The 26,097-nt window shown below is 65.1% G+C and carries 19 protein-coding genes; 8 read left to right on the top strand and 11 right to left on the bottom strand.

From position 1 onward, the window contains the following. Positions 1 to 334: 334 nt before the first annotated feature. Together JYP50_RS20685 and JYP50_RS20680 are read right to left on the bottom strand one after the other, a co-directional pair. Positions 335 to 814 (bottom strand): REP-associated tyrosine transposase, encoded by a 480-nt coding sequence (locus JYP50_RS20685; RefSeq protein WP_206562473.1) that lies wholly within the window; start codon positions 812 to 814, stop codon positions 335 to 337. Positions 815 to 1,183: 369 nt separating this feature from the next. After that, complete coding sequence (locus JYP50_RS20680; protein ID WP_347136886.1) at positions 1,184 to 2,596, bottom strand: FAD-binding oxidoreductase; 1,413 nt, start codon at positions 2,594 to 2,596, stop codon at positions 1,184 to 1,186. Between the two features lie 124 nt (positions 2,597 to 2,720). Here JYP50_RS20680 and serA point away from each other — a divergent pair, with 124 nt between their 5' ends. The 6 genes from serA to JYP50_RS20650 all read left to right on the top strand — a co-directional run bounded on the left by serA (position 2,721) and on the right by JYP50_RS20650 (position 12,392). Next, a complete protein-coding gene (gene serA, locus JYP50_RS20675) occupies positions 2,721 to 3,950 on the top strand; it encodes a phosphoglycerate dehydrogenase (protein WP_206562472.1) in 1,230 nt (409 codons plus the stop codon). Between the two features lie 71 nt (positions 3,951 to 4,021). Then, positions 4,022 to 4,585 carry an RNA polymerase sigma factor gene (locus JYP50_RS20670; RefSeq protein ID WP_241263393.1) on the top strand — a complete coding sequence of 188 codons (564 nt, stop codon included), beginning with the start codon at positions 4,022 to 4,024 and terminating at the stop codon, positions 4,583 to 4,585. 124 nt (positions 4,586 to 4,709) lie between these two features. After that, a complete protein-coding gene (locus JYP50_RS20665) occupies positions 4,710 to 5,684 on the top strand; it encodes a FecR family protein (protein ID WP_206562471.1) in 975 nt (324 codons plus the stop codon). Between the two features lie 89 nt (positions 5,685 to 5,773). Further along, positions 5,774 to 8,773 carry a TonB-dependent receptor gene (locus JYP50_RS20660; protein WP_206562470.1) on the top strand — a complete coding sequence of 1,000 codons (3,000 nt, stop codon included), beginning with the start codon at positions 5,774 to 5,776 and terminating at the stop codon, positions 8,771 to 8,773. Positions 8,774 to 8,836: 63 nt separating this feature from the next. Beyond that, entirely contained in the window at positions 8,837 to 9,301 is a 465-nt protein-coding gene (locus JYP50_RS20655) for a hypothetical protein (RefSeq protein WP_206562469.1), read from the top strand. Positions 9,302 to 9,527: 226 nt separating this feature from the next. Next, positions 9,528 to 12,392, top strand: a complete 2,865-nt coding sequence (locus tag JYP50_RS20650) for a TonB-dependent receptor domain-containing protein (protein ID WP_206562468.1) — start codon at positions 9,528 to 9,530, stop codon at positions 12,390 to 12,392. A 93-nt stretch (positions 12,393 to 12,485) separates the two neighbouring features. Here the strand turns inward: JYP50_RS20650 and JYP50_RS20645 are convergent, their stop codons facing one another. Further along, the gene (locus tag JYP50_RS20645) at positions 12,486 to 13,823 is read right to left on the bottom strand and encodes a tetratricopeptide repeat protein (protein WP_206562467.1); all 1,338 of its coding nucleotides are present in this window, start codon (positions 13,821 to 13,823) and stop codon (positions 12,486 to 12,488) included. 234 nt (positions 13,824 to 14,057) lie between these two features. On the opposite strand from JYP50_RS20645, the gene JYP50_RS20640 reads away from it, so the two are divergent. Beyond that, complete coding sequence (locus tag JYP50_RS20640) at positions 14,058 to 14,354, top strand: hypothetical protein (RefSeq protein WP_206562466.1); 297 nt, start codon at positions 14,058 to 14,060, stop codon at positions 14,352 to 14,354. A gap of 9 nt (positions 14,355 to 14,363) precedes the next feature. Here JYP50_RS20640 and JYP50_RS20635 read toward each other — a convergent pair whose 3' ends face one another. The 3 genes from JYP50_RS20635 to JYP50_RS20625 all read right to left on the bottom strand — a co-directional run bounded on the left by JYP50_RS20635 (position 14,364) and on the right by JYP50_RS20625 (position 18,003). Continuing rightward, complete coding sequence (locus JYP50_RS20635; protein WP_206562465.1) at positions 14,364 to 15,341, bottom strand: class I SAM-dependent methyltransferase; 978 nt, start codon at positions 15,339 to 15,341, stop codon at positions 14,364 to 14,366. Between the two features lie 287 nt (positions 15,342 to 15,628). Then, the gene (locus tag JYP50_RS20630; RefSeq protein WP_241263396.1) at positions 15,629 to 16,528 is read right to left on the bottom strand and encodes an aspartyl/asparaginyl beta-hydroxylase domain-containing protein; all 900 of its coding nucleotides are present in this window, start codon (positions 16,526 to 16,528) and stop codon (positions 15,629 to 15,631) included. 332 nt (positions 16,529 to 16,860) lie between these two features. Next, entirely contained in the window at positions 16,861 to 18,003 is a 1,143-nt protein-coding gene (locus tag JYP50_RS20625; RefSeq protein WP_206562463.1) for a tetratricopeptide repeat protein, read from the bottom strand. 158 nt (positions 18,004 to 18,161) lie between these two features. Here JYP50_RS20625 and JYP50_RS20620 point away from each other — a divergent pair, with 158 nt between their 5' ends. Continuing rightward, complete coding sequence (locus JYP50_RS20620; RefSeq protein ID WP_206562462.1) at positions 18,162 to 18,755, top strand: YhgN family NAAT transporter; 594 nt, start codon at positions 18,162 to 18,164, stop codon at positions 18,753 to 18,755. A 198-nt stretch (positions 18,756 to 18,953) separates the two neighbouring features. Here the strand turns inward: JYP50_RS20620 and JYP50_RS20615 are convergent, their stop codons facing one another. From JYP50_RS20615 to tkt, 5 genes are all read right to left on the bottom strand, one after another. Then, entirely contained in the window at positions 18,954 to 19,901 is a 948-nt protein-coding gene (locus tag JYP50_RS20615) for an alpha/beta hydrolase (protein ID WP_206562461.1), read from the bottom strand. Between the two features lie 231 nt (positions 19,902 to 20,132). Continuing rightward, a complete protein-coding gene (gene fba, locus JYP50_RS20610; protein ID WP_206562460.1) occupies positions 20,133 to 21,197 on the bottom strand; it encodes a class II fructose-bisphosphate aldolase in 1,065 nt (354 codons plus the stop codon). A gap of 11 nt (positions 21,198 to 21,208) precedes the next feature. Then, positions 21,209 to 22,393, bottom strand: coding sequence for a phosphoglycerate kinase (locus JYP50_RS20605; RefSeq protein WP_277602580.1), 1,185 nt, complete (start codon positions 22,391 to 22,393; stop codon positions 21,209 to 21,211). 188 nt (positions 22,394 to 22,581) lie between these two features. Further along, a complete protein-coding gene (gene gap / locus JYP50_RS20600; RefSeq protein WP_206562459.1) occupies positions 22,582 to 23,604 on the bottom strand; it encodes a type I glyceraldehyde-3-phosphate dehydrogenase in 1,023 nt (340 codons plus the stop codon). Between the two features lie 15 nt (positions 23,605 to 23,619). Then, positions 23,620 to 25,623, bottom strand: a complete 2,004-nt coding sequence (gene tkt / locus JYP50_RS20595; protein WP_206562458.1) for a transketolase — start codon at positions 25,621 to 25,623, stop codon at positions 23,620 to 23,622. Positions 25,624 to 26,097: the final 474 nt, after the last annotated feature.

Raw genomic sequence — 26,097 nt, 5'->3', positions numbered from 1 at the left:
CCTCCCTACAGGGGGGATATCGCGCAACGTGCAGGGTCGAATTGATTCGCCCCAAAAGCGGCGGAATGAATTCCGCCCCACAGGGGGATATCGCGCAGCGTGTAGGGTCGAATTCATTCGACCAAACAGCGGCGGAATGAACTCCGCCCCACCGGGGGGATATCGCGCAACGTGCAGGGTCGAATTCATTCGACCAAACAGCGGCGGAATGAATACCGCCCCACAGGGGGGATATCGCGCAACGTGTAGGGTCGAATTCATTCGACCAAACAGCGGCGGAATGAATTCCGCCCCACAGGGGGATATCGCGCAGCGTTGACTACACCGGCCCAGCTCAATCCAACGCCGTGCCATTCCCCCCACGCCCCACCCACACGCAGTCCCAATGCGGGTAATCACCGATTCGATCAACCAGTTTTGCGCGCAGTGGATTGGCCACGATATACCGTGCCAAGGCCCTTACGTCCTCGTGCGTCCTAACCGCCCTGTCGAAGTAGGCGCGTTGCCATAGCGACCCTGTTCGCCCAAGGTGGCCATTGATATGACGGGACGTGCGGGCCTTGAGCGTTTTCACGACCCCGGGGAGGCTGAGGCGGTCACCCAGTTCGAACAGCCAGTGCAGATGATCCGGCATGACGACCCAGGCGAGTGAATGAACCGCGCCGGATTCGTGCACGTTTCGGAGCTGCCCAATCAGCAACCTTGCCGGTCGCAATGTTCGGAAAACCGGCCACCGCTGGTGGGTGACCGTGGTTATGGCGTAGATCCGGTGAGATTGCGACCAGCGGCCGCGGTTTAATGCGTCGTAGGACATTCCGACCTCCTTGTCGGTGTTTGCCTTCTGGGGTGTTGGTCGAATGAATTCGACCCTACAGGGGGGCGCCGTACCCGGTGTTGGGGGGGCCGAATGAATTCAGCCCTACAGGGAGCCGTGCCCGGTGTTGGTCGAATGAATTCGACCCTACAGGGGGGCGCCGTGCCCGGTATTGGGGGGCCGAATGAATTCGGCCCTACAGGGAGCCGTGCCCGGTGTTGGTCGAATGAATTCGACCCTACAGGGGGGCGCCGTGCCCGGTGTTGGGGGGGCGAATGAATTCGGGCCTACGGGCGAGTGCGTCGCATCCGGTGTAGGGTCGAATTCATTCGACCACAGCGGTGCGGGACAGCGAACATCCGATCCGGGCTAATCGAAGATCTTGCCCGGGTTCATGATGCCCTCGGGGTCGAAGGCGCGCTTGATCTGGCGCATCAGGTCCACTTCCAGCGCGGAGCGGCTGTAGAGGAGGTAGTCCTTCTTCAGCAGGCCCACGCCGTGCTCGGCGGAGACGCTGCCGCCGTAGCGCTGCACGATCTCGAACACCCAGCGGCTGACCTCACCGCAGCGCTGCTGGAATTCGGCCATTGGCAGCGCGTCGGGCTTCAGTACGTTCAGGTGGACGTTGCCGTCGCCGATGTGGCCGAACCACACGATCTCGAAATCCGGATAGGCGCCATTGACCACCGACTCCACCTCGGCCAGGAAGGCCGGCACTTTCGAAACCGTGGTCGAGATGTCGTTCTTGTAGGGCGTCCAGCGCGAGATCGTCTCCGAGATGTCCTCGCGCAGCCGCCAAAGTGACAGGGCCTGGGCCACGCTCTGGCTGATTACCCCGTCCAGCACCCAACCCTGCTCCACGCAGTGCTCGAACAGGGCCATGGCCTGCTCCATGTCGGCGTCGCTCACCTGCTCGAACTCCAGCAGGGCGTAGTAGGCCGCGGGGGTGTCGAAGGGCCGCTGCAGGCCCTGGTGCTCTACGACTTTCTGCAGGGCGAGCTCGGAGAAGAACTCGAAGGCCTGGAGATCCATCCTGCCCTGGTAGGCCGCCAGCACGTCCATGATCGAGGCCATGTCGGGCACCCCCAGCACCAGCACCGCCGGGTCTTTCGGCGGGCGCGCCAGGCGCATGGTGGCCTCCACCACCACGCCCAGGGTGCCCTCGGCGCCGATCACCAGCTGGCGCAGGTCGTAGCCGGCGTTGTTCTTCACCAGGCCGCGGTTGAGATCCAGCAGCTCTCCGGTGCCGGTGACCAGCTTGAGACCGGCCACCCAGTCCCGGGTCATGCCGTGGCGGATCACCTTGATGCCGCCGGCATTGGTGGAGATATTGCCGCCGATCTGGCTGGAGCCGGCGGAGGCAAAGTCCACCGGGTAGAACAACTCCCGCTCTTCGGCGAACTGCTGCAACTGCTCGGTGACCACGCCGGCGCCACAGCGCACGGTGCGCTCCACCGGGTTGAAGTCGTCGATGGCATTCATCCGGTCCAGGGCCAGGACCAGCTCGCCGCGGCAGGCCACCGCGCCGCCGCTGAGGCCGGTGCGGCCGCCGGAGGGCACCACGGCCAGCCCCTGCCTGGCCGCCAGGCGCACCAGCTCCTGCACCTCCTCGACAGAGCCGGGCAGCACCACCGCCGCGGGCGCGGGACTGTGCACCCGGGTCCAGTCGGCGCCGTAGCGGGCCGCGGACTCGGCGTCGGTGAGCACGCGCTCCTCCCCCACGATTGCCCCCAGGGCGGACAGGATTTCAGGACTCAATGGCTTGGTGGCCGGCTCGCTCACAAGGTGACCTCGGGTAATTTTCACGGCGCGCCGGGGCCGGCGCTGAATTCAGGGCGGCGTATGGTACCATACGCGCCCCCCGGGTCCCCGGGGTTCTGCAAGATCACAATGGAGCCTGCCCGCAATGGCGCAAAAGTCGCTGGAAAAGAGCAAAATCAAGTTCCTTCTGCTGGAGGGCGTGCACCCCTCCGCCGTGGAGACCCTGCGGCAGGCGGGCTACGAGAATATCGAGCTGCACCAGAAGGCCCTGCCCACCGAGGAACTCAAGGCGGCCATCGCCGGCGCCCATTTCGTGGGCATCCGCTCCCGCACCCAGCTGACCGAGGACGTGTTCGAGGCGGCGCAGAAACTGGTGGCGGTGGGCTGCTTCTGCATCGGCACCAACCAGGTCGACCTGGGCGCGGCGACCCGCCGGGGCATCGCCGTATTCAACGCCCCCTTCAGCAACACCCGCAGCGTGGCCGAGCTGGTCATCGCCGAGGCCATCCTGCTGCTGCGCGGAGTGGCGGACAAGAACGCCGCCGCCCACCGCGGCGAGTGGCGCAAATCCGCCGCCAACGCCTTTGAAATCCGCGGCAAGAAGCTGGGCATCATCGGCTACGGCAACATCGGCATGCAGCTGGGCGTGATCGCCGAGAGCCTGGGCATGCAGGTGCTGTTTTACGACGTGGTCAACAAGCTGCCCCTGGGCAACGCGCGCCAGGTGCCCAGCCTCAGCCAGCTGCTGGCCCAATCCGACGTGGTCAGCCTGCACGTGCCGGAGACCGGCGCCACCCAGAACATGATGGGCGAGGAACAACTGGCCCAGATGAAACCCGGCGGCATCCTGATCAACGCCTCCCGGGGCACGGTGGTGGACATCGACGCCCTGGCGGACCGCCTGCGGGACGGCAAACTGGCCGGCGCGGCCATCGACGTGTTCCCGGTGGAGCCCCGCTCCAACGAGGAGGAGTTCCAGTCGCCGCTGCGGGCCTTCGACAACACCATCCTCACTCCGCATATCGGCGGCAGCACGGTGGAGGCCCAGGAAAACATCGGCATGGAAGTGGCGGAGAAACTGGCCCGCTACAGCGACAACGGCACCTCCACTTCCTCCGTCAACCTGCCGGAGGTGGCCCTGCCCGAGCACGAGGGCAGCCACCGCCTGCTGCACATCCACCACAACGTGCCCGGGGTGATGAGCGCCATCAACACCGTGTTCTCCGAAAACGACATCAACGTCTCCGCCCAGTTCCTGCAGACCAATGAGCACGTGGGCTACGTGGTGATCGACATCGACGCCGAGTACTCCGACATCGCCCTGGCCAAACTGGCCGCCGTAGACGGCACAATTCGCACTCGCGTACTATTCTGATTCGCCCTTCGCCCCGGGGGCCGGCCGCGCCGGCCCCCGGGGCGTTGCCGACCCACCCGACCGAGACCGCCTTGCCTGAAACCGCGAAAGACCAATTTCTGGCCGAGCTGGTAAGCGAGCACGGAAGCGCACTGGAAAAATACCTCGCGCGCAAGCTCGACAGCCCCGAGGACGCCGCCGAGGTCGCCCAGGAAGCCTTCCTGCGCCTGCACCGCCTGGAGGAACCGGAGCGCCTGGACAACGCCCGGGCCTTCCTGTTCCAGGTCGCCACCAACCTGGCGGTGGACCAGCTGCGACGGCGCAGGCTGCAGTTCCGCCTGCTTAAAGCCGAGCGGGTATTGGCCGAAGATAGTGAGCTGAACGACACCAACGCCAGCGGCGTGTCCCCGGAGCAGATCCTCGGCGCGCGGGAGAAACTGCGCGCCATCTACGCGGCGGTGGACGAACTGCCATTCAAGGTGAAGCAGGCCTTTCTGCTCCACCGCCGCAACGGCATGTCCTACAATGATATTGCCAGGGAAATGGCGGTGTCGGTGTCCAGCGTGGAAAAGTACATCCTGCAGGCACTGAAACACTGCCGCAAGCGGCTCGCGACGCACTACCCCGCCGATGACGGGGAAGGGCGGGGAAACTGATTTTTTTCAATGAGGGAACTGTCGGGTCATCCGTCACACTAACAACAACGACAACAATGCGGCCGGGAATGTCGCACCCAGCCGCCGCAAGGGCCGGGGTGACGGGCCGCAACCAGGAAACATAATGAGCCTAGGGCGCCACGAAAAATTCGAGCGGGACTGTGACGCGGCACTGGCGTGGATAGCCAGGTTCCGTTCCGACGCCGTGGCCGACGCCGACCGCCAGGCCTTCGCCCTGTGGCTGGAGGCGGATCCGGATCACGGTCGCGCCATGGACCAGATGCAGGATCTGTGGGACGACCTGGGCTCTCTCAAGCACCTGCCGGAACACGACCTCCCCCACGACACGGGCCGCCGCCGCTGGCTTGGCGCCTCACTGGCGGTCGCCGCCAGCCTGGTTGCCGCGCTGGTACTGGTGCCACAATGGAATGCCCCGGAGACCTCCGAGCGCTACCTCACGGCCCTCGGCGAGCGCAGCCAGGTGGACCTGGCCGACGGCTCACGCATCAACCTCAACACCAACAGCGCCCTCACCATCCGCTACAGCGAAGCCCTGCGCCACGTCAGCCTGGAGCGCGGCGAGGCCTTTTTCGAGGTCGCGACCGACGCCACGCGGCCCTTCGTGGTCGATACCGGGTCGGCGCGGGTCAGCGTGGTCGGCACCGCCTTCAATATCCGTCGCAGTGACGAACACCGCAGTGTCATCACCGTGGCCGAGGGCGTGGTCAGGGTCAGCGAGCGGGACGCCCCCTCCACCCGGGCGGCCTCCACCGAAGTCCTGCGCGCCAACCAACGCCTGGAAACCAGCCAGCAGGGCTTCGCCACCAGCGGCCAGGTCGATATCGCGCCCAGCCTGGCCTGGCGCCGGGGCGAGCTGCTGGCCCGGGAAATGCCGCTGGTCGAACTGGCGTCGGAACTCGAGCGCTACCACGACCAGCACTTCCTGATCACCGACCCACAACTGGCCACCCTGCCGGTGTCGGGGGTGTTCCAGCTGGACCACCTGCCCTCCGTGCTCGGCGCCCTCGAGCGCAGCCTGGACATCCAGGTGGCGCGCCTGGATGAGCACACGCTACGGTTGCTCCCCGCCTCGCAGTAGGTTATAACACCCTATTGGGCCGCCCCAGGCCCGCGGAAATACCCCTATAATTCATAAACTTGCGTATTAATTCCGGACACGGGGGCTACATGCTGACCGATTGCAGGCGATGGCATCGATCGACGCGCAGCGCCCTGTGGGGCCTGCTCGCGATCGCCTGTGCGGACGGCTCCCCGGCGATGGCCGGGGACAACCGGGTTGCGGATCGACGACCCGGCACCGGCGAGTCCACCCGTTTCGCCATCGACGCCAGCTCGCTGTCCGGTGCGCTTATCCAGTACAGCCAGCAAAGCGGACAGCCCATCGTGTTCTCCGACCGGCTGACCCGTCACCTGCCCGCCACGCCGTTGATTGGCGGTTACGGTTCCCGGGACGCCCTCGACATGCTGCTGGAGGATTCCGGCCTGGACTGGGAGCTGATCGACGGTCGCATCATCGCGGTCTATCGCCAGGAGTGCGACGGCCAGGACTGCGACAGCCCCCGGGACACTGTCAGCAACAACCCGGTCTACGAACCGGGCATCGAGGAAACCTATGTCTACGGCAGCCGCCTGACCGGGTCTCGCATACGGCGCACCGACTACAGCGGCAGCGCCCCGGTGGACGTGTTTCGCTCGCCCGACATCGAACTCTCCGGCGCCCAATCCCTCGGCGAGCTGCTCAGGTTCGTGCCCGCGGTGGTGGGCAATTCCACCAGCACCGCCATCGCCAATGGCGGCGACGGCACCGCCAGCGTGACGCTGCGCGGGCTGCCCGCCAGCAACACCCTGATCCTGATCAACGGCCGCCGCGTGGCCAACGACGGCCTGGCCGGGGAATCGGTGGACCTCAACAGCATCCCGCCGGCCGCGGTGGAGCGCATCGAGATCCTCAAGGACAGCGCCTCGGCGATCTACGGCTCCGACGCCATTGCCGGGGTGGTGAACGTGATCATGAAGCAGGATTTTCGCGGCCTGCTGGCGGAAACCTACTACGGCGAAACCGAACGGGGCGACCTCGAGACACGCACCAACACCCTGCAATACGGCACCGGCCTGCCCAACGGCTCCCTGTTTCTCAGCGCCTCCCACTACGAGCAGGAACCGATCTTCAGCCGCGACCGCGCGGTTTCCGCGAGCGCCGACACCCGGGCGCTCGGCGGCACCGACCTGCGCTCCAGCGCCACCTCCGACACACGGGTGGTATTGGCGGACGGCCGCACACTGATCGCCGATGGCGCGGGCTACCGCCCCGCGGGGCCCGACGACCTGTTCGACTACCAGGCCTACACCACCGCGGTGGTGCCACTGGAGCGCACCAGCCTGTACGGTAACGCCATCTACGATTTTACCGAGCGCATCACCGGCCTGGTGGAATTCACCTACCTGGAAACCGAGGCCGCCTCGACCCTGGCGCCCACCCCGGTGTTCACCGCCTTCGAACAATCCGACCTGACGATCTCGGCGGACAATATCCACAACCCCTTTGGCGAGGACATCACCGACGCGCGGCGGCGGCTGGTGGAGTTCCCCGAGCGGCGCCAGCTCAACGAATCGGAGGTGATTCGCTTCGTGGCGGCGGTGGAGGGCCTCTACGACGACTGGAACTGGGACGCGGGCTATACCTGGAGCCGCTCCGAAGCCAGCCAGATCACCCGCAACCTGGTGAACGCCGACCGCCTGCAGCGCGCCCTGGGACCCGCGGCGGGCTGCCTCGGCGCCGAAATCGACGGCTGCACCCCGGTCGACCTGCTGGGCCCCGCCGGCAGTATCACACCGGAGCAGGTCGACTACATCCGCGCCGACGGCAGGGTCAGTGGCTACTCGGAACTCTCTTCCATCAGCTTCAATGTCAGCAATGCCCTGCTGCATCTGCCCGCCGGACGCGGCGATGTCGCCTTCGGCGTGGAATACCGCCAGGAATCGACCGACAAACGGCCCGACGATCTGCTGGCCAGCGCCGCCACCCTCGGCGCCACCAATTTCGAGGCCACCCGCGGCAAGCGCAAAATCACCGAGTTCTACGCCGAATCGGTGCTGCCCGTGTGGCGCAGCCCCTCGGAAGCGGTGACCCTGCACCTCGAGGGCGCCATCCGCCACTCCAATTACAGCGACTTTGGCGATTCGACCAACCCCAAGCTGGGACTGCTGCTGCAGCTGGGCTCCGAGCTGCTGCTGCGCGCCAGCTATTCACGCGGCTTCCGGGCACCCAGCCTGAACGAACTGTACGAGGGCGAAACCGAGGAGCAGGCCTTCATCGACGACCCCTGCACCCGCCCCGGAAGTGCCGCCGTGCTGCCGGGCTGTAACGGCCAGGCCGACCCCAGCCGCAACCAGTTCCTGACCGTCCAGGGCGGCAATCCCGCCCTGGAACCGGAGACCTCGCACGGCTACAGCGCGGGTTTTGTCTGGACCCCGGCCGCGCTCGGGAGCCTGCGCCTGTCGCTGGACCTGTTTGAGATGGAACAGGAGGATGTGGTGTCTTCGAGCGCGCAGTTCATCGTGCGCCAGAATGCCCTGTACGGCAGTTTCGCCGAGGACGTCACCCGCGACGAAATGGGCAACCTGGTGCTGGTGCGGGCCACCAACATCAATGTCGGGCAGCGCCTGGTCCGCGGCGCGGACCTGGGCCTGACCTACCACTTCCCCAGGGACCGCTGGGGCCAGTTCTCGCTCAACGGCAACGCCACCTACCTCGGCGACTACCGGGCGCGCACCGATGCGGCCGCCCCCGAGATCGACTTTGCCGGCACCTTCCGCGACGAGGCCTCCGAGGGGCTCGGCGGCATCCCGCAGTGGAAGTGGCAGCTGGGCCTGCGCTGGCACGACAACCGCTGGCGCGCCAGCGCCGACCTGCATCACGTGTCGTCGATGAAAGAGCAGCTGCCGGGCACCGGGGGCACCCGCACCATCGACAGCTGGACGGTCATGGACATGCAGCTCAGCTATACCTTCGACGTCCTGGAGGGACTGCGCCTGTCCCTGGGGGTCGACAACGCCCTGGACGAAGACGCGCCTTTGGCAGCCTCGGCGTTTAACGATAACATCGACGGCCGCACCCACGAACTGAAGGGGCGCTACTGGTACACCCGCTTGAGTCAGCGTTTTTGAGACAGCTTGAGCCAATACACTCGGCACAACTCGAGCCCACATTTCCACGACAGGACAAATCGCATGCGCTTCCGCCCCCCCTTCCTCGCATTGGTACTGAGCTTCACTCCGCTGGTCGACGCGCAGGAGAAAGACTTCCCCGGGATTGAAAAACTGATGACCCGGGAGGAATTCCAGGCGGCGGGCCTGGAGAAGCTCAGCCCCGCGGAGCGCGAGGCCCTCAACCAGTGGCTGATCGGCTATACCGTGGACGACGCCCAGACGCTGATCCACACCAGCGAGGAAGTCAAGGAGGCCGACCAGGGCATTCGCATCGAGGCCAGCGTCAACGGGCCCTTCAAGGGCTGGTACGGCGACACGGTATTCTCGCTGGACAACGGTCAAACTTGGCGCCAGCGCCTCAGCGGCAATTTCGCCTATCACGGCGACGACCGCCGGGTCGTCATTGAAAAGAACTTTTTCGGCTACTTCAAACTCACCCACGTGGCCACGGGTCGCTCCGTCGGCGTGTCCCGCGTCAATCAATAATTACTGCCACGGCAATTGCTTAGGTAGACATCCTCAGGCAAAAAATAATGGTAATTTGCCGGATTCCGGCAGCATTTCGTGAATATGTCACAAATGTCGCGGGAACTTTGAGGGCACCCGTACCAAATTCGTTTTATGTTTGTAACCAGTGGCGTAAAGCCACCGGACAAGCATGCTTAACATAAAGTACAGGGGTATTAATATGTTAAAGAAAAACCGTCTTACCATGGCAGTTTCAGCTGCCCTGGGCATGAGCGCCGCGGCGGTCCTGCCGAGTGTGGCAAACGCCCAAGAAGAACTCCTGGTCGAGGAAGTGGTTGTCACCGGTTCCCGGATCCAGAAGACCAACCTGGTCACCTCCAGCCCGGTAACCCAGGTGGACGCCGACGAGTTCAAGTTCCAGGGCACCACCCGCGTTGAAGACCTGATGAAGAACCTGCCCCAGGTCTACTCCAACCAGAACGCCAGCCAGTCCAACGGCGCCACCGGCACCGCGACGCTGAACCTGCGCAACCTGGGCGACGAACGTACCCTGGTACTGATCAACGGCCGCCGCATGCCCGCCGGCTCCCCGCTGCAGGGCGGTGTCGGCGCCGACATCAACCAGATCCCCGGCGCGCTGATCAAGCGCGTGGAAGTGCTGACCGGCGGCGCCTCGGCCACCTACGGCTCCGACGCGGTGGCTGGTGTTGTCAACTTCATCATGGTTGACGACTTCGAGGGCATCAAACTCGACTACCAGTACAGCCAGTACCAGCATGACAACGACAACAGCCGTCTCCAGCGCATCGTCGGCGACGCCGGCTTCCCCTTCCCCGACGGCAGCAACACTGACGGCGATATCCAGGACATCTCGCTGGTTCTCGGCGGCAACTTTGACAACGGCCGCGGTAACATCACCGCCTACGCCAGCTACCGCGAAATCGACGGGGTCCTGCAGAGCGAGCGCGACTACAGCGCCTGCGCCCTGAACGACGACGCCACCGGCTGTTTCGGTTCCGGCACCAGCGCCGAGGGTACCTTCCTGACTCCCGGCAATGGCACCTACTACGTGGATGGCGACCAGTTCATCCCGGGTAGCCAGGCCTACAACTACGGCCCGCTGAACTACTACCAGCGCCCCGACGAGCGCTACACCGCCGGTGCCTTCGGCCGCTACTCGATCAACGAGCACGTCGAGGCCTACACCGAACTGAGCTTCATGGACAACCAGACCAACGCGCAGATCGCGCCCTCCGGTTCGTTCTTCCTGGACTACAATGTGTCCCCGGACAACCCCTTCCTGTCCGACCAGCAGCGCGACATCCTGTTCGGCGATCCCTCCCTGCTGAATGACAACGGCACCGCGCCAGTCACCATCGGCCGCCGCAACGTGGAGGGCGGCCCGCGTAACCAGGACCTGCGCCACACCACCTTCCGCGGTGTATTCGGCGCCCGCGGCGACATCAACGACACCTGGCGTTACGACGTGTACGGCCTCTATGCCGAAGTCAGCATGGAGAACACCTACAACAACGACCTGTCCAACGCCAAGCTGGCCAACGCCGTGGACGCGGTGATCGACCCCGAAACCGGCGACATCACCTGCCGCTCGGTACTCGACGGCCGCGACCCGAACTGTGTGCCCTGGAACCCCTGGCAAACCGGCGGCGTAGAGCCGGGCGGCGCGGCCACCGAATACCTGGCCCTGCCCCTGTTCGCCCGCGGTACCACCACCCAGAAGGTGATCTCCGGTTACGTGGCCGGTAGCCTGGGCGACTACGGCATCCAGCTGCCCACCGCGGACAGCGGCGTAGAGATCATCCTCGGCGCGGAATACCGCAAGGAAACCCTGAACTTCAACCCGGACGAAGGCTTCCGCCTCGGCCTGGGCGCGGGTCAGGGCGGCGCCACCAACCCGGTGAACGGTGAATACGACGTCAACGAGTTCTTCCTGGAAGCCAGCGTACCGCTGGTGGAAGGCAAGACCCTGGCGGAAGAAGTGGTACTGGACCTGGGGTATCGCTACTCCGATTACTCCACCGACACAACCACCGACACCTACGGCATCAGCGGCAGCTGGGCCTTCAACAACAGCTTCAAGCTGCGGGCCAGCTACCAGCGCGCGGTACGGGCACCCAATATCCAGGAGCTGTTCCTGCCCCAGGGCTTCAACCTGTTCGACATGGCCCAGGACCCCTGCACCACCAGCGCCGACGGCAACCCGCCGACCGCGACCCTGGAACAGTGCATGCGCTCTGGCATTACCGCCGAGACCTACAACAACTACCCGGATTCCTTCGCCGGGCAGTATAACTACCTGCAGGGCGGCAACACCGAACTCTCACCGGAAGAGGCCGACACCTACTCCATCGGCTTCATCTGGTCACCCGAGTTCATTGACGGCCTGACCATGAGCGTCGACTGGTACCAGATCGAGATCGAGCAGGGCATTGAGGACCTCGAGCCCGAGTTCATCCTGAACCAGTGCCTCGCGGGTGACGACGCCATGTGTGCCAGCGTCAATCGCGGGCCGCGCGGCGACCTGTGGATCGGTTCCGACGTCAACAGCAGCGGCCACATCGTGGCCCTGCAGGACAACCTGGCCAAAGAGGAAGTGGAAGGTTACGACGTGATCTTCGACTACTCCCTGGAAGTTGGCGGCCTGGGTACCCTGATGTTCAACAACACCATGTCGATCATCGAAACCTGGGATACCCAGCAGGCCTCCAGCGCGCCGGTTGACGACTGTAAAGGCAACTGGGGCGGTAACTGCGGCTATCCGACACCGGACTTCCGCAACAACTTCCGCGCCACCTGGCTCACTCCCTGGGGCATCACCGGCAGCCTGGCATGGCGCCACATCGGCGACGTGACCGACCTGAACGGCAACCTGGACCTGGACGACACCGATTATTTCGATGTGTCCGCGGTTTGGGACGTTCTGGACAACACCTCGCTGCGCGCCGGTATCAACAACGTCCTGGACGAAGAGCCGCCGATCGCGGGTGATGCCGCGGGCCCCAGCCTCAACGGTAACGGCAACGTGTTCCCGGGCATGTACGACGCCCTGGGCCGCTACATGTTCCTGGGTGTCAGCGTGGAGTTCTAAACTTCATCGCGGGAAGCATCCCCCGGGATGCTTCCACCAGCACAACGAAAATGGCCGACATCCGTCGGCCATTTTTTTTGCCCCCCTTTATCTTCAGTACTGGTAGCGGTACTCCCGCACAACTCCAGCCACAGACTGGGTCTGGCCGTTGCGCACCACCGGCCGGAAACGCACATCGCGCAGCAGGCGATACAGCACCACCCGCGCGCCCATATCCTCGGGCGGCTCCTGTTCCACCACTTCGATTTCCCGCGCCCGGCCGTCGCGCGACACCCGCAACGAGACCACCGCGCGCGCCCGCGCGTCCTCGGAGGGCGCGATGCCGTCGGGATGAAAGACACGGGTATCGGGCAACTCCACCGGCCGCGAAAACAAATCGTCCGGGTCGGTTGTCTCGGACTCGTCGCCGTCAAAAATAGCCCACGCCTCCTCGTAGTTCTGCCGGGCCCGGGCGGTGAGCCCCCACCACTGGTACCAGTCTCCCGCGGCCAGGCGAGCCCGGGCGCGCGCCACCGGGTCCGGCTGTTCGGCGCTATCTTCAAGATCGACAATGCGCCGGGCGGTATTGATGCCGTTGCGCAGGTTGTACTCGCGCAGCTGGCGAAAACGCTCGGCCTCGATACTGGTGCTGGTGGCGAGTTCGTCGGTGGTCCCGCCCCATCCGGAAATATTGAGCTGCACTGCAGGCACCTTTTCACCGTCGTACTGGGAAATCAGGTATTCCACCTCGAGCCGGTTGTACAACGCCTCGCGATAGGCGGCGCCGCGGTCGCCCGCCTCTTCCAGTTGCTCAATTTGCGCGCTGTGCGCCTCGTAGATCGTGAGCAGCCGTCGAAACCCTTCGTCGGTGACACCGGTAATGCCCTGTAGGTAGGCCTGGCGCTGCCAGTCGACATACTCGCTCACCGCCTGTTGCATTTCCGGCTGTCCGGGCGAATGTGCCTGTTGCTGGACCCGAAAGCGCCAATCGTACAGCTGGTCGGCGGCGTCGAGGTCACCCAGCACGAGATAGCTGTCGATCATGTCGTTCATGAGTGGCAGTTGGGCGGAATTGTAGAGGCCGCCATTGATACGGTTCAGGTGCAGGGCGCGCCGAAAAGTTGCCAGCGCCTCGTCGTGCCGGCCCCCGGCCTGGTAGGCGCGACCCAGGTCGTGCAGCGGCTCCACCAGCTGCGTATCGTAGGCGCCGCCCTCGCGCTCCCGGCCTTGTACCACCCGCAGATAATCCGCCACCGGCAGGCCGGTGCCTGTTCCGTCGTCAAGATCCCAGGGTCCGACGCTGCGTTGTTGCAGGTCCTTCACCCGGCTGATCTGGAATCCGTAGGGCGTCGGTTTCGGTCGCTCGGGGACAATGGAATCGTTCGGGTGGGCGATTGCCGGCAGGGGCGGCCAAAACAGGCACCCACACACGACCAGATGCTTCCAGGGCATAGCGCAACCCCCCCGCGTAAGGAACCGGTAAGTCCTTCCTAAAGCATAGCAGAGAGCATGGCAGAAGCCGGGTGATGGAAGGCAGTGAGTTCGCGAATCCAGGGGCCGGTAAATTGCCGCAAATCACTGGATTATCAGCGAATAAGCGGCCAAAAACCCGCATATGCCTTGACTTGCCGGCCTTGCAGGCAGACACTGATTCGGACGCCACGCACAACAATATTGGAGATAATCATGGCACTTCGTTTTCCGACAGCTGTACTGTCCCTTGGCTTGACGGCCCTGTTATCCGCCTGCGCCGGCACCTCCGGCGATGTGGCCAAACAGCAGGTGGCCAGCAACGACGCGCCGGAAACCGGCCCCAACGCCATCAGCTGCAAATCCATCATCAGAACCGGCACGCGTATCGGCACCCGGGTCTGCAAAACCAATCAGCAGTGGGAGCAGGAACAGCGCGATAGCCGCGCGGCGGCGGAAGCCGTCCAGCGCGGCGGCGCGCAAACCCAAACCCACGCCGGTTCCGGTACCTGAGTTGGGCGGTCAGTTCTGAATTCGGTGTAGCACCACCGCCCAGGCGCCCTGCGCGGCTCCCGCGCCCATCAACAGCTTGTCACACCTATCCACGACGAAACCCTCCGCGGCCAGCTGATCCAGCGCGGCCCGGAGGGTCACTTCGTCCAGGGCCACCGCGGTCATCGACGCCATGCGCGCGCGGTAGGCCTCCAGTTCAGCGGTCATGCCATCGACCCAACCCAGAATATCCCCCGGGGCATAGGCTGACATCCTTTGGTACATGTGCGCGATATCATCGTACAACTGTCGCGCCAGCCCCCCGGCCACACCATTGCCCATCTGCGCCAGCAGCTTTTCCAGCGACCTCACGGCGGGGGTAAAGGCCCGCTCCGCGGACTTGAAAGCGTCCACACTGCCGCTACCCGCGTTCAGGGCAAAGCCGGCGGTAAAGGCCGCGCGCGCCAGCGGCAGCAGCCGGCTATCCTGGATAGCGACAATCGCCCGGTGGTTCACCGCGCATTCGCGGTCGATCGCACCGCCTTTCAAGTGCAGCACTGCCGCCAGCGAACCGCCCGGCGCGACCAGTTCCGCGGCCCGGCCCAGCGCGTCGATACCGGCGTACTCGAGCCCGAACTGACTGGCCACGATATCAAAGCTACCCGCGGCAAAAGGCGGTCGCAGCGCATCGGCCACGGTGCACCGGCAAGCCGAAAAGCGTTCGCGCAATGCCCGCAGGGCATACTCGGAGGCATCCGCCGCATACAGCAGCGTCGCCGGGCAGGATTGCGCGGCGAAGCCAGTGACCGCACCATTGCCGCTCGCGAGATCGAGGAGCCGGGGTTGCTCGCAAGTGGCGAGGCGGCGATCGAACAGCTCCCGCCAGAAGGCTTCCAGGGCCGCGTCCTGGGCTCCGCCAGCCTGGTGCGCTGCTTTTTCGTGGGTGCCTCGCCAGTAGACATCCCAATCGGCAGCGCTGGATGCATCCCGGGACTCTGCCTCTGCCATGGTTGTAAACTCCAGGGTGGTTGTTATCGAAATCGCCCCGAAGGGCATTGGCAACCAGCCGCGAATGGCAGGCTGTGAATCAAGCGGATAATAACAAACTGCGCCGGAACCCGGCGCCTAAATCGCACAAAAAACAGCCTGAATCGTGGCCAAGCCAAATCGGCTGTTGTAGGATATCCATCAGCGTGGCACAGCGTTAACGTGTTTGTTGCTCGCCGTAAACCGTGAGCCTCGCCTCAACAACAAAGCGCGAGTAATTCCAAAGGCCGGCCCATGCCGGCCTTTTTTTATCCGGCCTCATAGGCTTTCACCGCCTGCAGCATCCTCGATACCCACTGGCGTTCCTCTTCGTTCAGCTCGGGCCGCCAGATGTCGAACAACAGCACGACCCGCTCCCGCGCGCTCGGGTTCCAGGCCTCGTGCTCCATGCTGTCATCGAAGATCAGCAACTCACCCTCGCGCCAGGGCCGCTGGTAGTTGCCCACGCGCAGCGCGCCGCAGTCGGGGGGTACAATCAACGGCAGGTGGCAGATCAGCCGCGTGTTCACGGCGCCATAGTGAGGCACGATGGTGGCGCCGGGGGAGAGCCGCGAAAACAGCACCGAGGGCATCTGCCCCGGAATCTGGCACAGGGGCAGGCGGGACAGGGCCTCGACGGTACGCGGACAGCGCTGGGCCATGCCGGTATTCAGCGCCCCTTCGCGCCACAGGTAGCAGGCGCTCCAGTCCATGCTGTCCAGGTTTTGCTGGTTGTTCAGTTTCGGTTGGTTGTGCTGTGTTTGCAGGTAGGGCTCGAAGGCCCGCGGATCCTCCAGAACACGCTCGAGTTCCTCGCGGATCACGTCCGTCTGGGCCTCGAGTTCAGCGACCCAGGAAAACTGTTCTCGCGGGTAAAAAGCCTGTTGCGGCAGGCCCGGGAAGCAGTAGCGCGTGGGCTGCTGAAGCTGCAGCGGCTGCTTGCCGAAGGCGATTTCCAGCGACTCGGCGAAACGTGGCGAAGTCGCGGGATCGGCGCCGTGTTCCGAGAGAGCCCGCCGCAGGAAGTCTTCATAGTCCCGCGCCTGACGTCCGCAGACCTCCGCGGCACGCCGCAGGGCCTGGGCCACGTCCCGCGGCACCTGCGCCTCACCGGCGGCGACTTTCAGCGCCGCCTGGTAGTACCCCAGGGCAGCGCGTTTTTCGCCCATCCGATCCAGGTGGTCGGCCTTGAACAGCAGGGCGCGCAGATTGCGCGGCTCCACCGACAGGGCCTGGTCAACCGCCTCCAGCGCCGTCGCGGCGTGCCCCTGGTTCACCCGCGCGAAGGCGAGCGCCAACCACAGGGCCGCGTCACTGCCCCCGCTGTCAATGGCCTGTAAAAACAGGCGTTCGGCATCCGCCGCATTACCGGTGCGCAGGGCCTGCAGCCCTTGCTGTTGCAACTGAGTTACCGCGGTACTCACCGTGTTTCACCCCTTGGCAAAGTCATCGCGCGGCCCCTGTAAACCGGGGCCTGCACGCCAGCCGGCGCCGTGCACTGCTAATGCGCGCCAGCCAGTAGTTCCAGCTTGTGGTTATAGTTTTCCTTCTCCCGGCCCTCCGCCAGCGCGACAGCCCTTTCGAAACTGCGCCGGGCGGCACCCAGGTCGCCTTCGCGCGTGTATACCAGGCCCAGCAGGCGATGGAATTGGTGCTCCTTGCCATCCCGGCGGATCGCGGTGCGCAGGAGCGTCGCCGCCTCGTCGTAGTCCGCCCGGGCGTAGGCCTCTTCCGCAAGGTGAAACAGGTAGTAGGGATTCTTGCGGCGGAACATCTGTACCCGGTTTTTGTAGTAGGCCGCGAGCTCCGCTTGCCCGAGCTGCCGGTACAGGCGCGCCAGGTTGCTGTTGGCGGAAGGCTCGTTGTCCAGCGCCACCGCCTTGAGATAGGCGGCCTCCGCGGCCTCCAGGTCGCCGCCACGCCGATACAGGGTGCCCAGGTTGGACCAGACGAAGCCCCGCTGGTCACTCAGCTCCAGCGAGCGCTTGAGGTGCAGAAAGGCCTGCCGGGGATCGCCCTCGCTCATCCAGTGCACGCCCATGTTGCTGTGGTAGCGGGCCAGGGCCTCCGCATCGCCCAGTGGCTGGCGCCGGTATTCGCTGCTGTAGTTCTCGAGACTGAAGTCCACCACCTGCTGGCCGCCGGGAATATCGACCACCGCATTGATGTGCAGGTTGTAAAGCCAGGATTCACCCCGCTCGCTCCAGGTCGGCGGTACCTCCACCTCCTGGAACACCACGTCGACACCGGCCTCCCTGGCCAGGGCCACGAACAGGCTGGTGAAGGACATGCAGTTGCCCTCGCGGCTGTAGAAGGCCTCCTGCGCGGTGTAGGTCTTGAAGTTGTTGTAGGACAATTGCAGGCCGTCCTGCAAAATCGCCCCGAGAATCAGTTCAACCTTGCGCAAATCCCCGGCGTCGTCGGGGACGTGTTCGCGCAGGAAGGCGCGCATATCGTCGTTGACCGCGATCAGGGACACCGACTCGACGTGCTGGTCCGGACCGACACCCAGCCGCGCGCCGTCGAGGAGTTGCGCTTCCGATACGCCGATACTGCGCTCCACCGGTGGGTGCGTTGCGCAGGCAAACAGGAGCGGAGTCAGCAGCAGCACAAGCAGTGCGCGCGAAACATTGCCGGTCATCATCGGTGGCCTCTCTACTACTCATTATCGTATGGCCTTGTTTGAGTTTAGCACCATTGATCCGGCAGTGCAGTGCCCACGGGGCGCCCCCGCTGGGCCCCCGCCGGCAAACTCTTTATACTGCGCGCAGGCACGCTTTCACCACAAACACCAGGGGCAACATGGACACAATTTCGGCTTTCGTCACGCTGCTACTGGTCATGGATCCGGTGGGCAACGTGCCGGTATTCCTGTCGGTGCTCAAGGATGTCGACGCCAAACGACGCCAGTGGGTGATCTTTCGCGAGCTGCTGATTGCCCTGGTGGTGTTGCTGATCTTCCTGTTCGCGGGTTCCAGTTTGCTCGACCTGCTGGGGCTGCAGCAGGAGTCGATCCGCATCGCCGGGGCCATCATCCTGTTCCTGATCGCGGTGCGCATGATCTTTCCCTCGCCCTACGGCATGATGGGCGACACCCCCGAGGGCGAACCCTTTATCGTGCCCCTGGCCATTCCCATGGTGGCCGGCCCCTCCTCCCTGGCGATCGCCATGCTGATGGTGAACACCGATCCGGACCGGATGTTCGACTGGACCCTCGCCCTGGTGGGCGCCTGGGCGGTGTCGGCGGCGCTGCTGATGCTATCGCCGCTGCTGTTGCGGGCACTGGGCAACCGCGGCCTGATTGCGATGGAGCGGCTGATGGGGATGATCCTGGTGATCATCGCGGTGCAGATGTTCTTCGACGGGGTGCGGGAGTTTTTGCATATTCCCGCCTGACGGCCAGAGGACAGGTACCTGTACGGTCGGATGCATTAAGGTCGAATGCATTCGACCGCGCCGCCCGCGCAACGAATGATCCAAAGCGGCGGAATGAATTCCGCCCTACAGGGGCGGACAGCCCCGCTGTAGCGTCGACAGCAGGCCCCTCTTTTCGGGTCATTCATTCAACCAAGGCGCGGGCGCGATCGCCAGACACTACCGCGGAACCAGCCCGATATAGCGATCCACCTCTGCCAGGTAACGCTGCCGCAGGGCTTCCGCTTCATTGGCCAGGTGGTGTCCCGCATCCGGAATCATCGCAATGTGACAGCCGGGGAACAATTTGCCCATCTGCGGCAGGTTATAGCGCCAGTCGACGGTGCCATCGGCATTGCCCTGCACAACCAGGGCCGGCCCCACGCCAAGATCCGCCAACGCCAGCTCCGCAAGCCAGCGCCGCAGGGCTCCCACCCAACTCACCGGTATTCGCCTGGGCTGCAGTGGATCGCGCTGTAAAAAATCGAGGAACCGGGCATCGGAGGAGTTGACCGCGAAGCGTCGCGGGACCGATTCCAGGAAAGGCCGCAGCAACAAGTGCGCCGCCCGTACCTGGCGCCAGTGCACCGGCCGCAGCAGGGGCGCCAGCAGCACCGTGTCGCTGAAGGGCCAACTGTGGCGCCGGGCGAAATCGATCACCGCCGAGGCGCCGGTGCTCTGGGCCATCACCCAGGTGGGCAGGCCCGGCAGGTCCGCCGCCGCCAGTACCGCGGCGACACTGTCACCGTAGTGGGCGAAGTCCTCGATGGCCGCCGGGGCGCCGCTGGACAGGCCGTGACCGGGCAGGTCGAAGGCCAGCACGTTGCAGCCGCGCGACAAACCGTAGTCGACCAGCTTGCCGAACAGCCCGACGTGGTCGAAATAGCCGTGCACCAGCAACAGGTTGTGGCTGGCGCCGGGGCGCAGCCAGCGCTGCACGGCCAGGGTGAAATCGCCGGAAGACACCGTGCCGATGCGATGCTCCAGGCCGCTGTCTCCGCCGAAGTCGAGCTGGTAGAAGCGCAGGTAGTCATCCAACTGCGCCGGCAGTGGCGCGCATTGCTGGAAGGGCGGCAGGCTCTCGCGAAGTTGCTGTAGTGAATCAGGTGTCAGGGCGCGTTTCACCATTGTGGATGTACATTCTGGGCGAGCCCATTCGGCGAGCCCATTCAATTGCGGCTCCAGCACGGTGTAGGGTCGAATTCATTCGACCATGGCGCAATAAATGACCCGAAAAGAGGAGCCCGCTGTGCGCCCTACAGGGAGATTTTCCCACCCCTGCAGGGTCGAGGGCCTGCCCCTCTATAACCGGGGTATTCTAGCGACCGGGAAGCAATCCATTGCGCCCGGGCCGCGGCCTCAGTTGACCTTCGGTGTCAGCTCGCCCGCGTCGTAGGCTTCCTGCATCGCCGCCAGCGAACGCACCTTGATCTTGTCGGCGTTGCCGGCGGTGCCAAAGGCCTCGTAGCGCGCCACGCAGATATCCTTCATCGCCTTGATGGTGGGGATGAGGAACTTGCGCGGGTCGAATTCACTGGGGTTTTCCGCCAGGAAGCGGCGTACCGCGCCGGTGGAAGCCAGGCGCAGGTCGGTATCGATATTCACCTTGCGCACCCCGTGGCGGATGCCCTCCTGGATCTGCTCCACCGGCACGCCGTAGGTCTCGGGCATCTCGCCGCCGAATTCATTGATGATCGCCAGCCACTCCTGGGGCACCGAGGAGGAGCCGTGCATCACCAGGTGGGTATTGGGAATGCGGGCGTGGATTTCCTTGATGCGATCGATGGCCAGGATATCGCCGGTGGGCGGACGGGTGAACTTGTAGGCGCCGTGGCTGGTGCCGCAGGCGATGGCCAGGGCGTCCACACCGGTGGCCTTGACGAACTCGGCGGCCTCCTCGGGGTCGGTCAGCAGCTGGTCGTGGCTGAGGATGCCCTCGGCGCCGATACCGTCTTCCTCGCCGGCCTGGCCGGTCTCCAGCGAGCCCAGGCAACCCAGCTCACCCTCCACCGACACGCCGCAGGCATGGGCTATCTCCACCGCCTGGCGGGTGACATTGACGTTGTAGTCGTAATCCATCGGCGTCTTGCCGTCGGTACCCAGGGAACCGTCCATCATCACCGAGGAAAAACCGAGCTGGATGGAGCGCTGGCACACCGCCGGCGACACCCCGTGATCCTGGTGCATGACCACCGGAATGTGCGGGAACTCCTCGATGGCGGCCAGGATCAGGTGGCGCAAAAAGGGCGCCCCGGCGTATTTGCGGGCGCCGGCGCTGGCTTGCATGATCACCGGCGAGTTGGTCTCGTCGGCGGCCTCCATGATGGCCCGGGTCTGCTCCAGGTTGTTGACGTTGAACGCCGGTACGCCGTAACCGTGTTCCGCGGCGTGGTCCAGCAATTGCCGCATGCTGATGAGTGCCATGGTATTACCTCTTACTGTGAATTGGACTGCTCGCGCGCACGCTGTTCAAGCACGGCCACGGCCGGCAGGGTTTTGCCTTCCACGTATTCCAGGAAGGCGCCACCGCCGGTGGAAATATAGGAGACCTTATCGGCGATGCCGAATTTGTCAATCGCCGCCAGGGTATCGCCGCCCCCCGCCAGGGAGAAAGCGGGGCTGTCGGCGATGGCCTCGGACAGGGCCCGGGTCCCGCCGGCGAACTGGTCGAATTCGAACACCCCCACCGGACCGTTCCACAAAATAGTGCCGGCGGCCTTGAGGATGTCGGCGATGGCCGCCGAGGCCTGGGGGCCGATGTCGAAAATCATGTCGTCGTCGGCCACGTCTTCCGCGGCCTTGTGTTCAGCCGTGGCGGATTCGGAGAACTCCTTGCCGGTAACCACATCGGCGGGCAGGGGAATCTCGGTCTTGGCCATCAGCTCGCGGGCGGCGGGGATCAGGTCGTGCTCGCACAGCGACTTGCCCACCGGCTTGCCGCTGGCGGCGAGGAAGGTATTGGCGATGCCGCCACCGACCACCAGCTGGTCCACCTTGGTGGCCAGGGTTTCCAGCACCGTGAGCTTGGTGGACACCTTGGAGCCGCCGACAATGGCAACCATCGGCCGCGCCGGGTTGGACAGGGCTTTTTCCAGGGCGTCCAGCTCCCCCGCCAGCAAGGGACCGGCGCAGGCCACGGGGGCGAATTTCGCCACCCCGTGGGTGGAGGCCTGGGCCCGGTGAGCGGTGCCGAAGGCGTCCATCACAAACACGTCGCACAGCGCGGCGTAGGCTTTGGCCAAGGTCTCGTCGTCTTTTTTCTCGCCCGGGTTGAAGCGCACGTTTTCCAGCAACGCCACCTCGCCCCCGGCGAGATCGACACCACCGCGCCAGTCCTCCACCAGCCTTACCGGCCGGCCGAGCAGGCCCGCCAGGTGCTCGGCCACCGGCGCCAGGGAAAACGCCGCGTCGAACTCGCCCTCGGTGGGCCGGCCCAGGTGCGACATCAGCAGCACTTTTGCCCCGGCCTCCAGGGCCGTCTGTATCGTGGGCAGGGCCGCGCGGATGCGGGCGTCGCTGCTTACCCGGCCGTCCTTGAGGGGCACGTTCAGGTCCTCGCGGATCAGCACCCGCTTGCCCGCCAGGTCCAGGTCGCGCATCTGTGTTACTTGCAGGCTCATTCAACACTCCTTAAGCAAGAAAAATAATACCGCGGCACATGGAAGTGCCCAAAGCGCTCGCTGCGCTCACGGGGCAGACCCTGCCGCTCCGCCGGCCAAAGCCGGCGCGAGCCAGAGAAATGCCAGCAGATTCGCACATCTGCGCCTGCATTTCTCTGGCGACAATTGGACAGGTCAGGATGACCTGTTCAATTGCTATTAAGAGCGCCCGCCCAGTGCGCCGCCACATCCAGCATCCGGTTGGCGTAGCCCCACTCGTTGTCGAACCAGGTCAGCACCTTGACCAGTCGCCGGCCGCTGACCCGGGTCTGGTTGGCGTCGACGATGCTGGAGCGGGGGTCGTGGTTGAAATCGCAGGACGCCAGGGGCTCGGTGGTAAAACCCAGCACCCCGTCGAAGCGGTCGGCGGCCGCCGCGCGCAGCGCGGCGTTGACGGCCTCGACATCGGTGTCGCGGGTGGTTTGCACGGTCAGGTCCATGGCCGACACGTTGAGCGTGGGCACCCGCAAGGCCTGGGCGGTAAAGCGCCCGGCCATCTCCGGCAGGATGCGCTCGACCCCCAGGGCCAGGGCGGTATCCACCGGTATGATCGACTGCGAGGCCGCCCGCGTCTTGCGCAGGTCGGTGTGGTGATAGGCGTCCAGCACCGGCTGGTCGTTCATCGCCGAATGGATGGTGGTGATGGTGCCGCTGTCGATACCCACGGCGTCGTCCAGGGCCTTGATCACCGGCACGATGCCGTTGGTGGTGCAGGAGGCGGCCGAGACGATGCGGTGCCCCGCCGCCAGGCAGTCCTGGTTGATGCCGTAGACCACGGTGGCGTCCACGTCCGGCTGCGCCGGCTGGGAGAACAGCACCCGCTGTGCGCCCTGCGCCAGGTGGCGCTCGGCGGTGGCCCGGTCGGTGAAGGCGCCGGTGCACTCCAGCACCACATCCACCCCCAGCTCGCCCCAGGGCAGGCGGTCGATGCTCGCCTCCCGCAGCAGCGCGATGCGGTCGCCATCGACGACCAGGCCGTCCTCGCCCCCCTCCAGGGGCAGGGGAAAACGCCCGTGGGTGGAGTCGTAGCGCGACAGGTGCAGCACCGTGCGGGCGTCGGCGATCTCATTGATCGCCACCACCTGCAAACGCTCCCTCAGGGGGCTTTCGTACAGCGCCCTGAGGACGCCGCGGCCAATGCGGCCATAGCCATTGATTGCCAGCCTCAACACACGCCCTCCCGGCAATCAGTCCTCCAGGAGGACGTCTTCCACCGCGGCCACCACGTTGTCCACGGTGAAGCCGAATTCCTTCATCAGGTCCCCGGCGGGGGCCGATTCGCCGAAGGTGGACATGCCCACCACGCGGCCGTCGAGACCGACGAATTTGTGCCAGTAGTCCACGTGGCCGGCTTCCACCGCCACTCGGGCGAGGACATCCGAGGGCAGCACCGACTCCCGGTAGGCGGCGTCCTGGGCGCAGAAAACCTCGGCGCTGGGCATGGACACCACGCGCACCGCCCTGCCGTTTTGCGCCAGTTGGCCGGCCGCGTCCATCGCCAGGCCCACCTCGGAGCCGGTGGCGATGAGGATCGCGTCGGGCTGGCCCTCACAGTCGCGCAAGATGTAGCCGCCGCGGGCGATGGCCGCGACCTGCGCCTCGTCGCGCTGCTGGTGCGGCAGGCCCTGGCGCGAGAACACCAGCGCCGCGGGACCGTCGCTGCGCTCGATGGCGGCCTTCCAGGCCACCGCGGATTCCACGGTGTCGCAGGGTCGCCAGGTGTGCAGGTTGGGCGTGGCGCGCAGGGCGGTGAGCTGCTCCACCGGCTGGTGGGTGGGGCCGTCCTCGCCCAGGCCAATGGAGTCGTGGGTATAGACGAACAGGCTGCGCTGCTTCATCAGCGCCGCCATGCGCACCGCGTTGCGGGCGTACTCCATGAACATCAGGAAGGTGGCGCCGTAGGGCACGAAGCCGCCGTGCAGGGCGACGCCGTTCATGATCGCCGACATGCCGAACTCACGCACCCCGTAGTATATGTAGTTGCCGGCCGCGTCGTCGGCGCTGACACCCTTGGAGTCGCTCCAGATGGTGAGGTTGGAGCCGGCCAGGTCGGCGGAACCGCCCAGCAGTTCCGGCAGCAACGGCCCGTAGGCGTTGAGGCAGTTCTGCGAGGCCTTGCGGGAGGCGATGCTCTCCCCCTCGGCCTGGCAGCGGGCGATATAGGCCTCGGCCTCGGCGGCAAAATCCGCGGGCAGCTCGCCCGCCAGGCGGCGGCGCAACTCCGCCGCCAGCTCCGGGTGTTCCCCGGCATAGGCCGTCATGGCCTGCTCCCAGGCCTGCTCGCGCGCGGCGCCGGCGCTGGTGGCGTCCCAGCCGGCGTAGATATCCTCGGGCACGGTAAAGGGCGCATGGGCCCAGCCGATGGCCTCGCGGGTCGCCGCCACCTCGTCGTCCCCCAGGGGCGCGCCGTGGCAGCTCTCGGTGCCGGCCTTGTTGGGCGCGCCCTTGCCGATCACCGTACGGCAGCAAATCAGCGTGGGCTTGCCGGTTTCGGCCCGGGCCGCCTCGATCGCGGCTTGTACCGCCTCGGGGTCGTGACCGTCCACCGCGGGTATCACCTGCCAGTTGTAGGCCTCGAAACGGCGCGGGGTGTCGTCGGTGAACCAGCCCTCGACTTCACCGTCGATGGAGATGCCGTTGTCGTCGTAGAAAGCAATCAGCTTGCCCAGTCCCAGGGTCCCCGCCAGGGAACAGACCTCATGGGAAATACCCTCCATCAGGCAGCCATCACCGAGGAACACGTAGGTAAAGTGATCGACAACCTCGTGGCCGGGGCGGTTGAACTGGGCCCCCAGCACCTTCTCCGCCAGGGCCATGCCCACGCCGTTACTGATACCCTGGCCCAGGGGGCCGGTGGTGGTCTCCACCCCGGGGGCGTAGCCGTATTCCGGGTGACCCGGGGTGGCGCTGTGCAGCTGGCGGAAGTTCTTCAGCTGCTCCATGGGCAGGTCGTAGCCGCTCAGGTGCAGCAGCGAGTAAATCAGCATGGAGCCGTGGCCGTTGGACAGCACGAAACGGTCGCGGTTGGGCCAATCGGGGTTGGCGGGGTTGTGCTGCAGGAAGTCGTTCCACAGGACTTCGGCGATATCCGCCATGCCCATGGGCGCGCCCGGGTGGCCGCTTTTGGCACGCTGGACGGCGTCCATGCTCAGGGCGCGAATGGCATTGGCGAGATCAGTGCGGGACGGCATTGGAGTCTCCAGGGTAAGGGAGTGGGGGCTGAAAAATGGGGCGCTATTTTCGCCTAAGCGACGTACAACGGCAAATAAATGGCTGATATTTGGGCGGCGGTGGTCTTTTTTCACCCGATTTGGTCGCGTGAGCGGCGAGTGGGGGCAAAAAAGCGAAAAAGGGGTCTGACCCCATATAGCCCATATAGCCCATATAGCCCATATAGCCCCATGTGGCGGAGACGAAAAAGGGGTCTGACCCCATTTAGCCGTCTTTTTTCGCCCGATTTGGTCGCATGAACGGCGAGTGGGGGCAAAAAAGCGAAAAAGGGGTCTGACCCCATTTAGCCGGGTATGTTGCCCTCTGTAGGGTCGAATTTATTCGTATATGGTCTCCTCCCCGTTTGCAAGGCTCAGACGTCAGGGCTGACAGGGACAGGTTGCTGCCGTATATCCGGCCTGTACTTGCGGTGGGTATCGCTCACCGCTGGCCTT

It is taken from the genome of Parahaliea mediterranea (genome assembly GCF_017255185.1).
Classification (GTDB): Bacteria; Pseudomonadota; Gammaproteobacteria; order Pseudomonadales; family Halieaceae; genus JAFKCZ01.
Note: the sequence above shows the minus strand (reverse complement) of the source record. Positions and strands in the feature narration are given on the sequence as shown.

Coding starts and splice junctions, on each gene's coding strand:
- JYP50_RS20685 (WP_206562473.1), bottom strand. CDS start 814: ATGTCCTACGACGCATTAAACCGCGGCCGCTGGTCGCAATCTCACCGG.
- serA (WP_206562472.1), top strand. CDS start 2,721: ATGGCGCAAAAGTCGCTGGAAAAGAGCAAAATCAAGTTCCTTCTGCTG.
- JYP50_RS20665 (WP_206562471.1), top strand. CDS start 4,710: ATGAGCCTAGGGCGCCACGAAAAATTCGAGCGGGACTGTGACGCGGCA.
- JYP50_RS20660 (WP_206562470.1), top strand. CDS start 5,774: ATGCTGACCGATTGCAGGCGATGGCATCGATCGACGCGCAGCGCCCTG.
- JYP50_RS20655 (WP_206562469.1), top strand. CDS start 8,837: ATGCGCTTCCGCCCCCCCTTCCTCGCATTGGTACTGAGCTTCACTCCG.
- JYP50_RS20650 (WP_206562468.1), top strand. CDS start 9,528: ATGGCAGTTTCAGCTGCCCTGGGCATGAGCGCCGCGGCGGTCCTGCCG.
- JYP50_RS20645 (WP_206562467.1), bottom strand. CDS start 13,823: ATGCCCTGGAAGCATCTGGTCGTGTGTGGGTGCCTGTTTTGGCCGCCC.
- JYP50_RS20640 (WP_206562466.1), top strand. CDS start 14,058: ATGGCACTTCGTTTTCCGACAGCTGTACTGTCCCTTGGCTTGACGGCC.
- JYP50_RS20635 (WP_206562465.1), bottom strand. CDS start 15,341: ATGGCAGAGGCAGAGTCCCGGGATGCATCCAGCGCTGCCGATTGGGAT.
- JYP50_RS20630 (WP_241263396.1), bottom strand. CDS start 16,528: ATGGGCGAAAAACGCGCTGCCCTGGGGTACTACCAGGCGGCGCTGAAA.
- JYP50_RS20625 (WP_206562463.1), bottom strand. CDS start 18,003: ATGATGACCGGCAATGTTTCGCGCGCACTGCTTGTGCTGCTGCTGACT.
- JYP50_RS20620 (WP_206562462.1), top strand. CDS start 18,162: ATGGACACAATTTCGGCTTTCGTCACGCTGCTACTGGTCATGGATCCG.
- JYP50_RS20615 (WP_206562461.1), bottom strand. CDS start 19,901: ATGGTGAAACGCGCCCTGACACCTGATTCACTACAGCAACTTCGCGAG.
- fba (WP_206562460.1), bottom strand. CDS start 21,197: ATGGCACTCATCAGCATGCGGCAATTGCTGGACCACGCCGCGGAACAC.
- JYP50_RS20605 (WP_277602580.1), bottom strand. CDS start 22,393: ATGAGCCTGCAAGTAACACAGATGCGCGACCTGGACCTGGCGGGCAAG.
- tkt (WP_206562458.1), bottom strand. CDS start 25,623: ATGCCGTCCCGCACTGATCTCGCCAATGCCATTCGCGCCCTGAGCATG.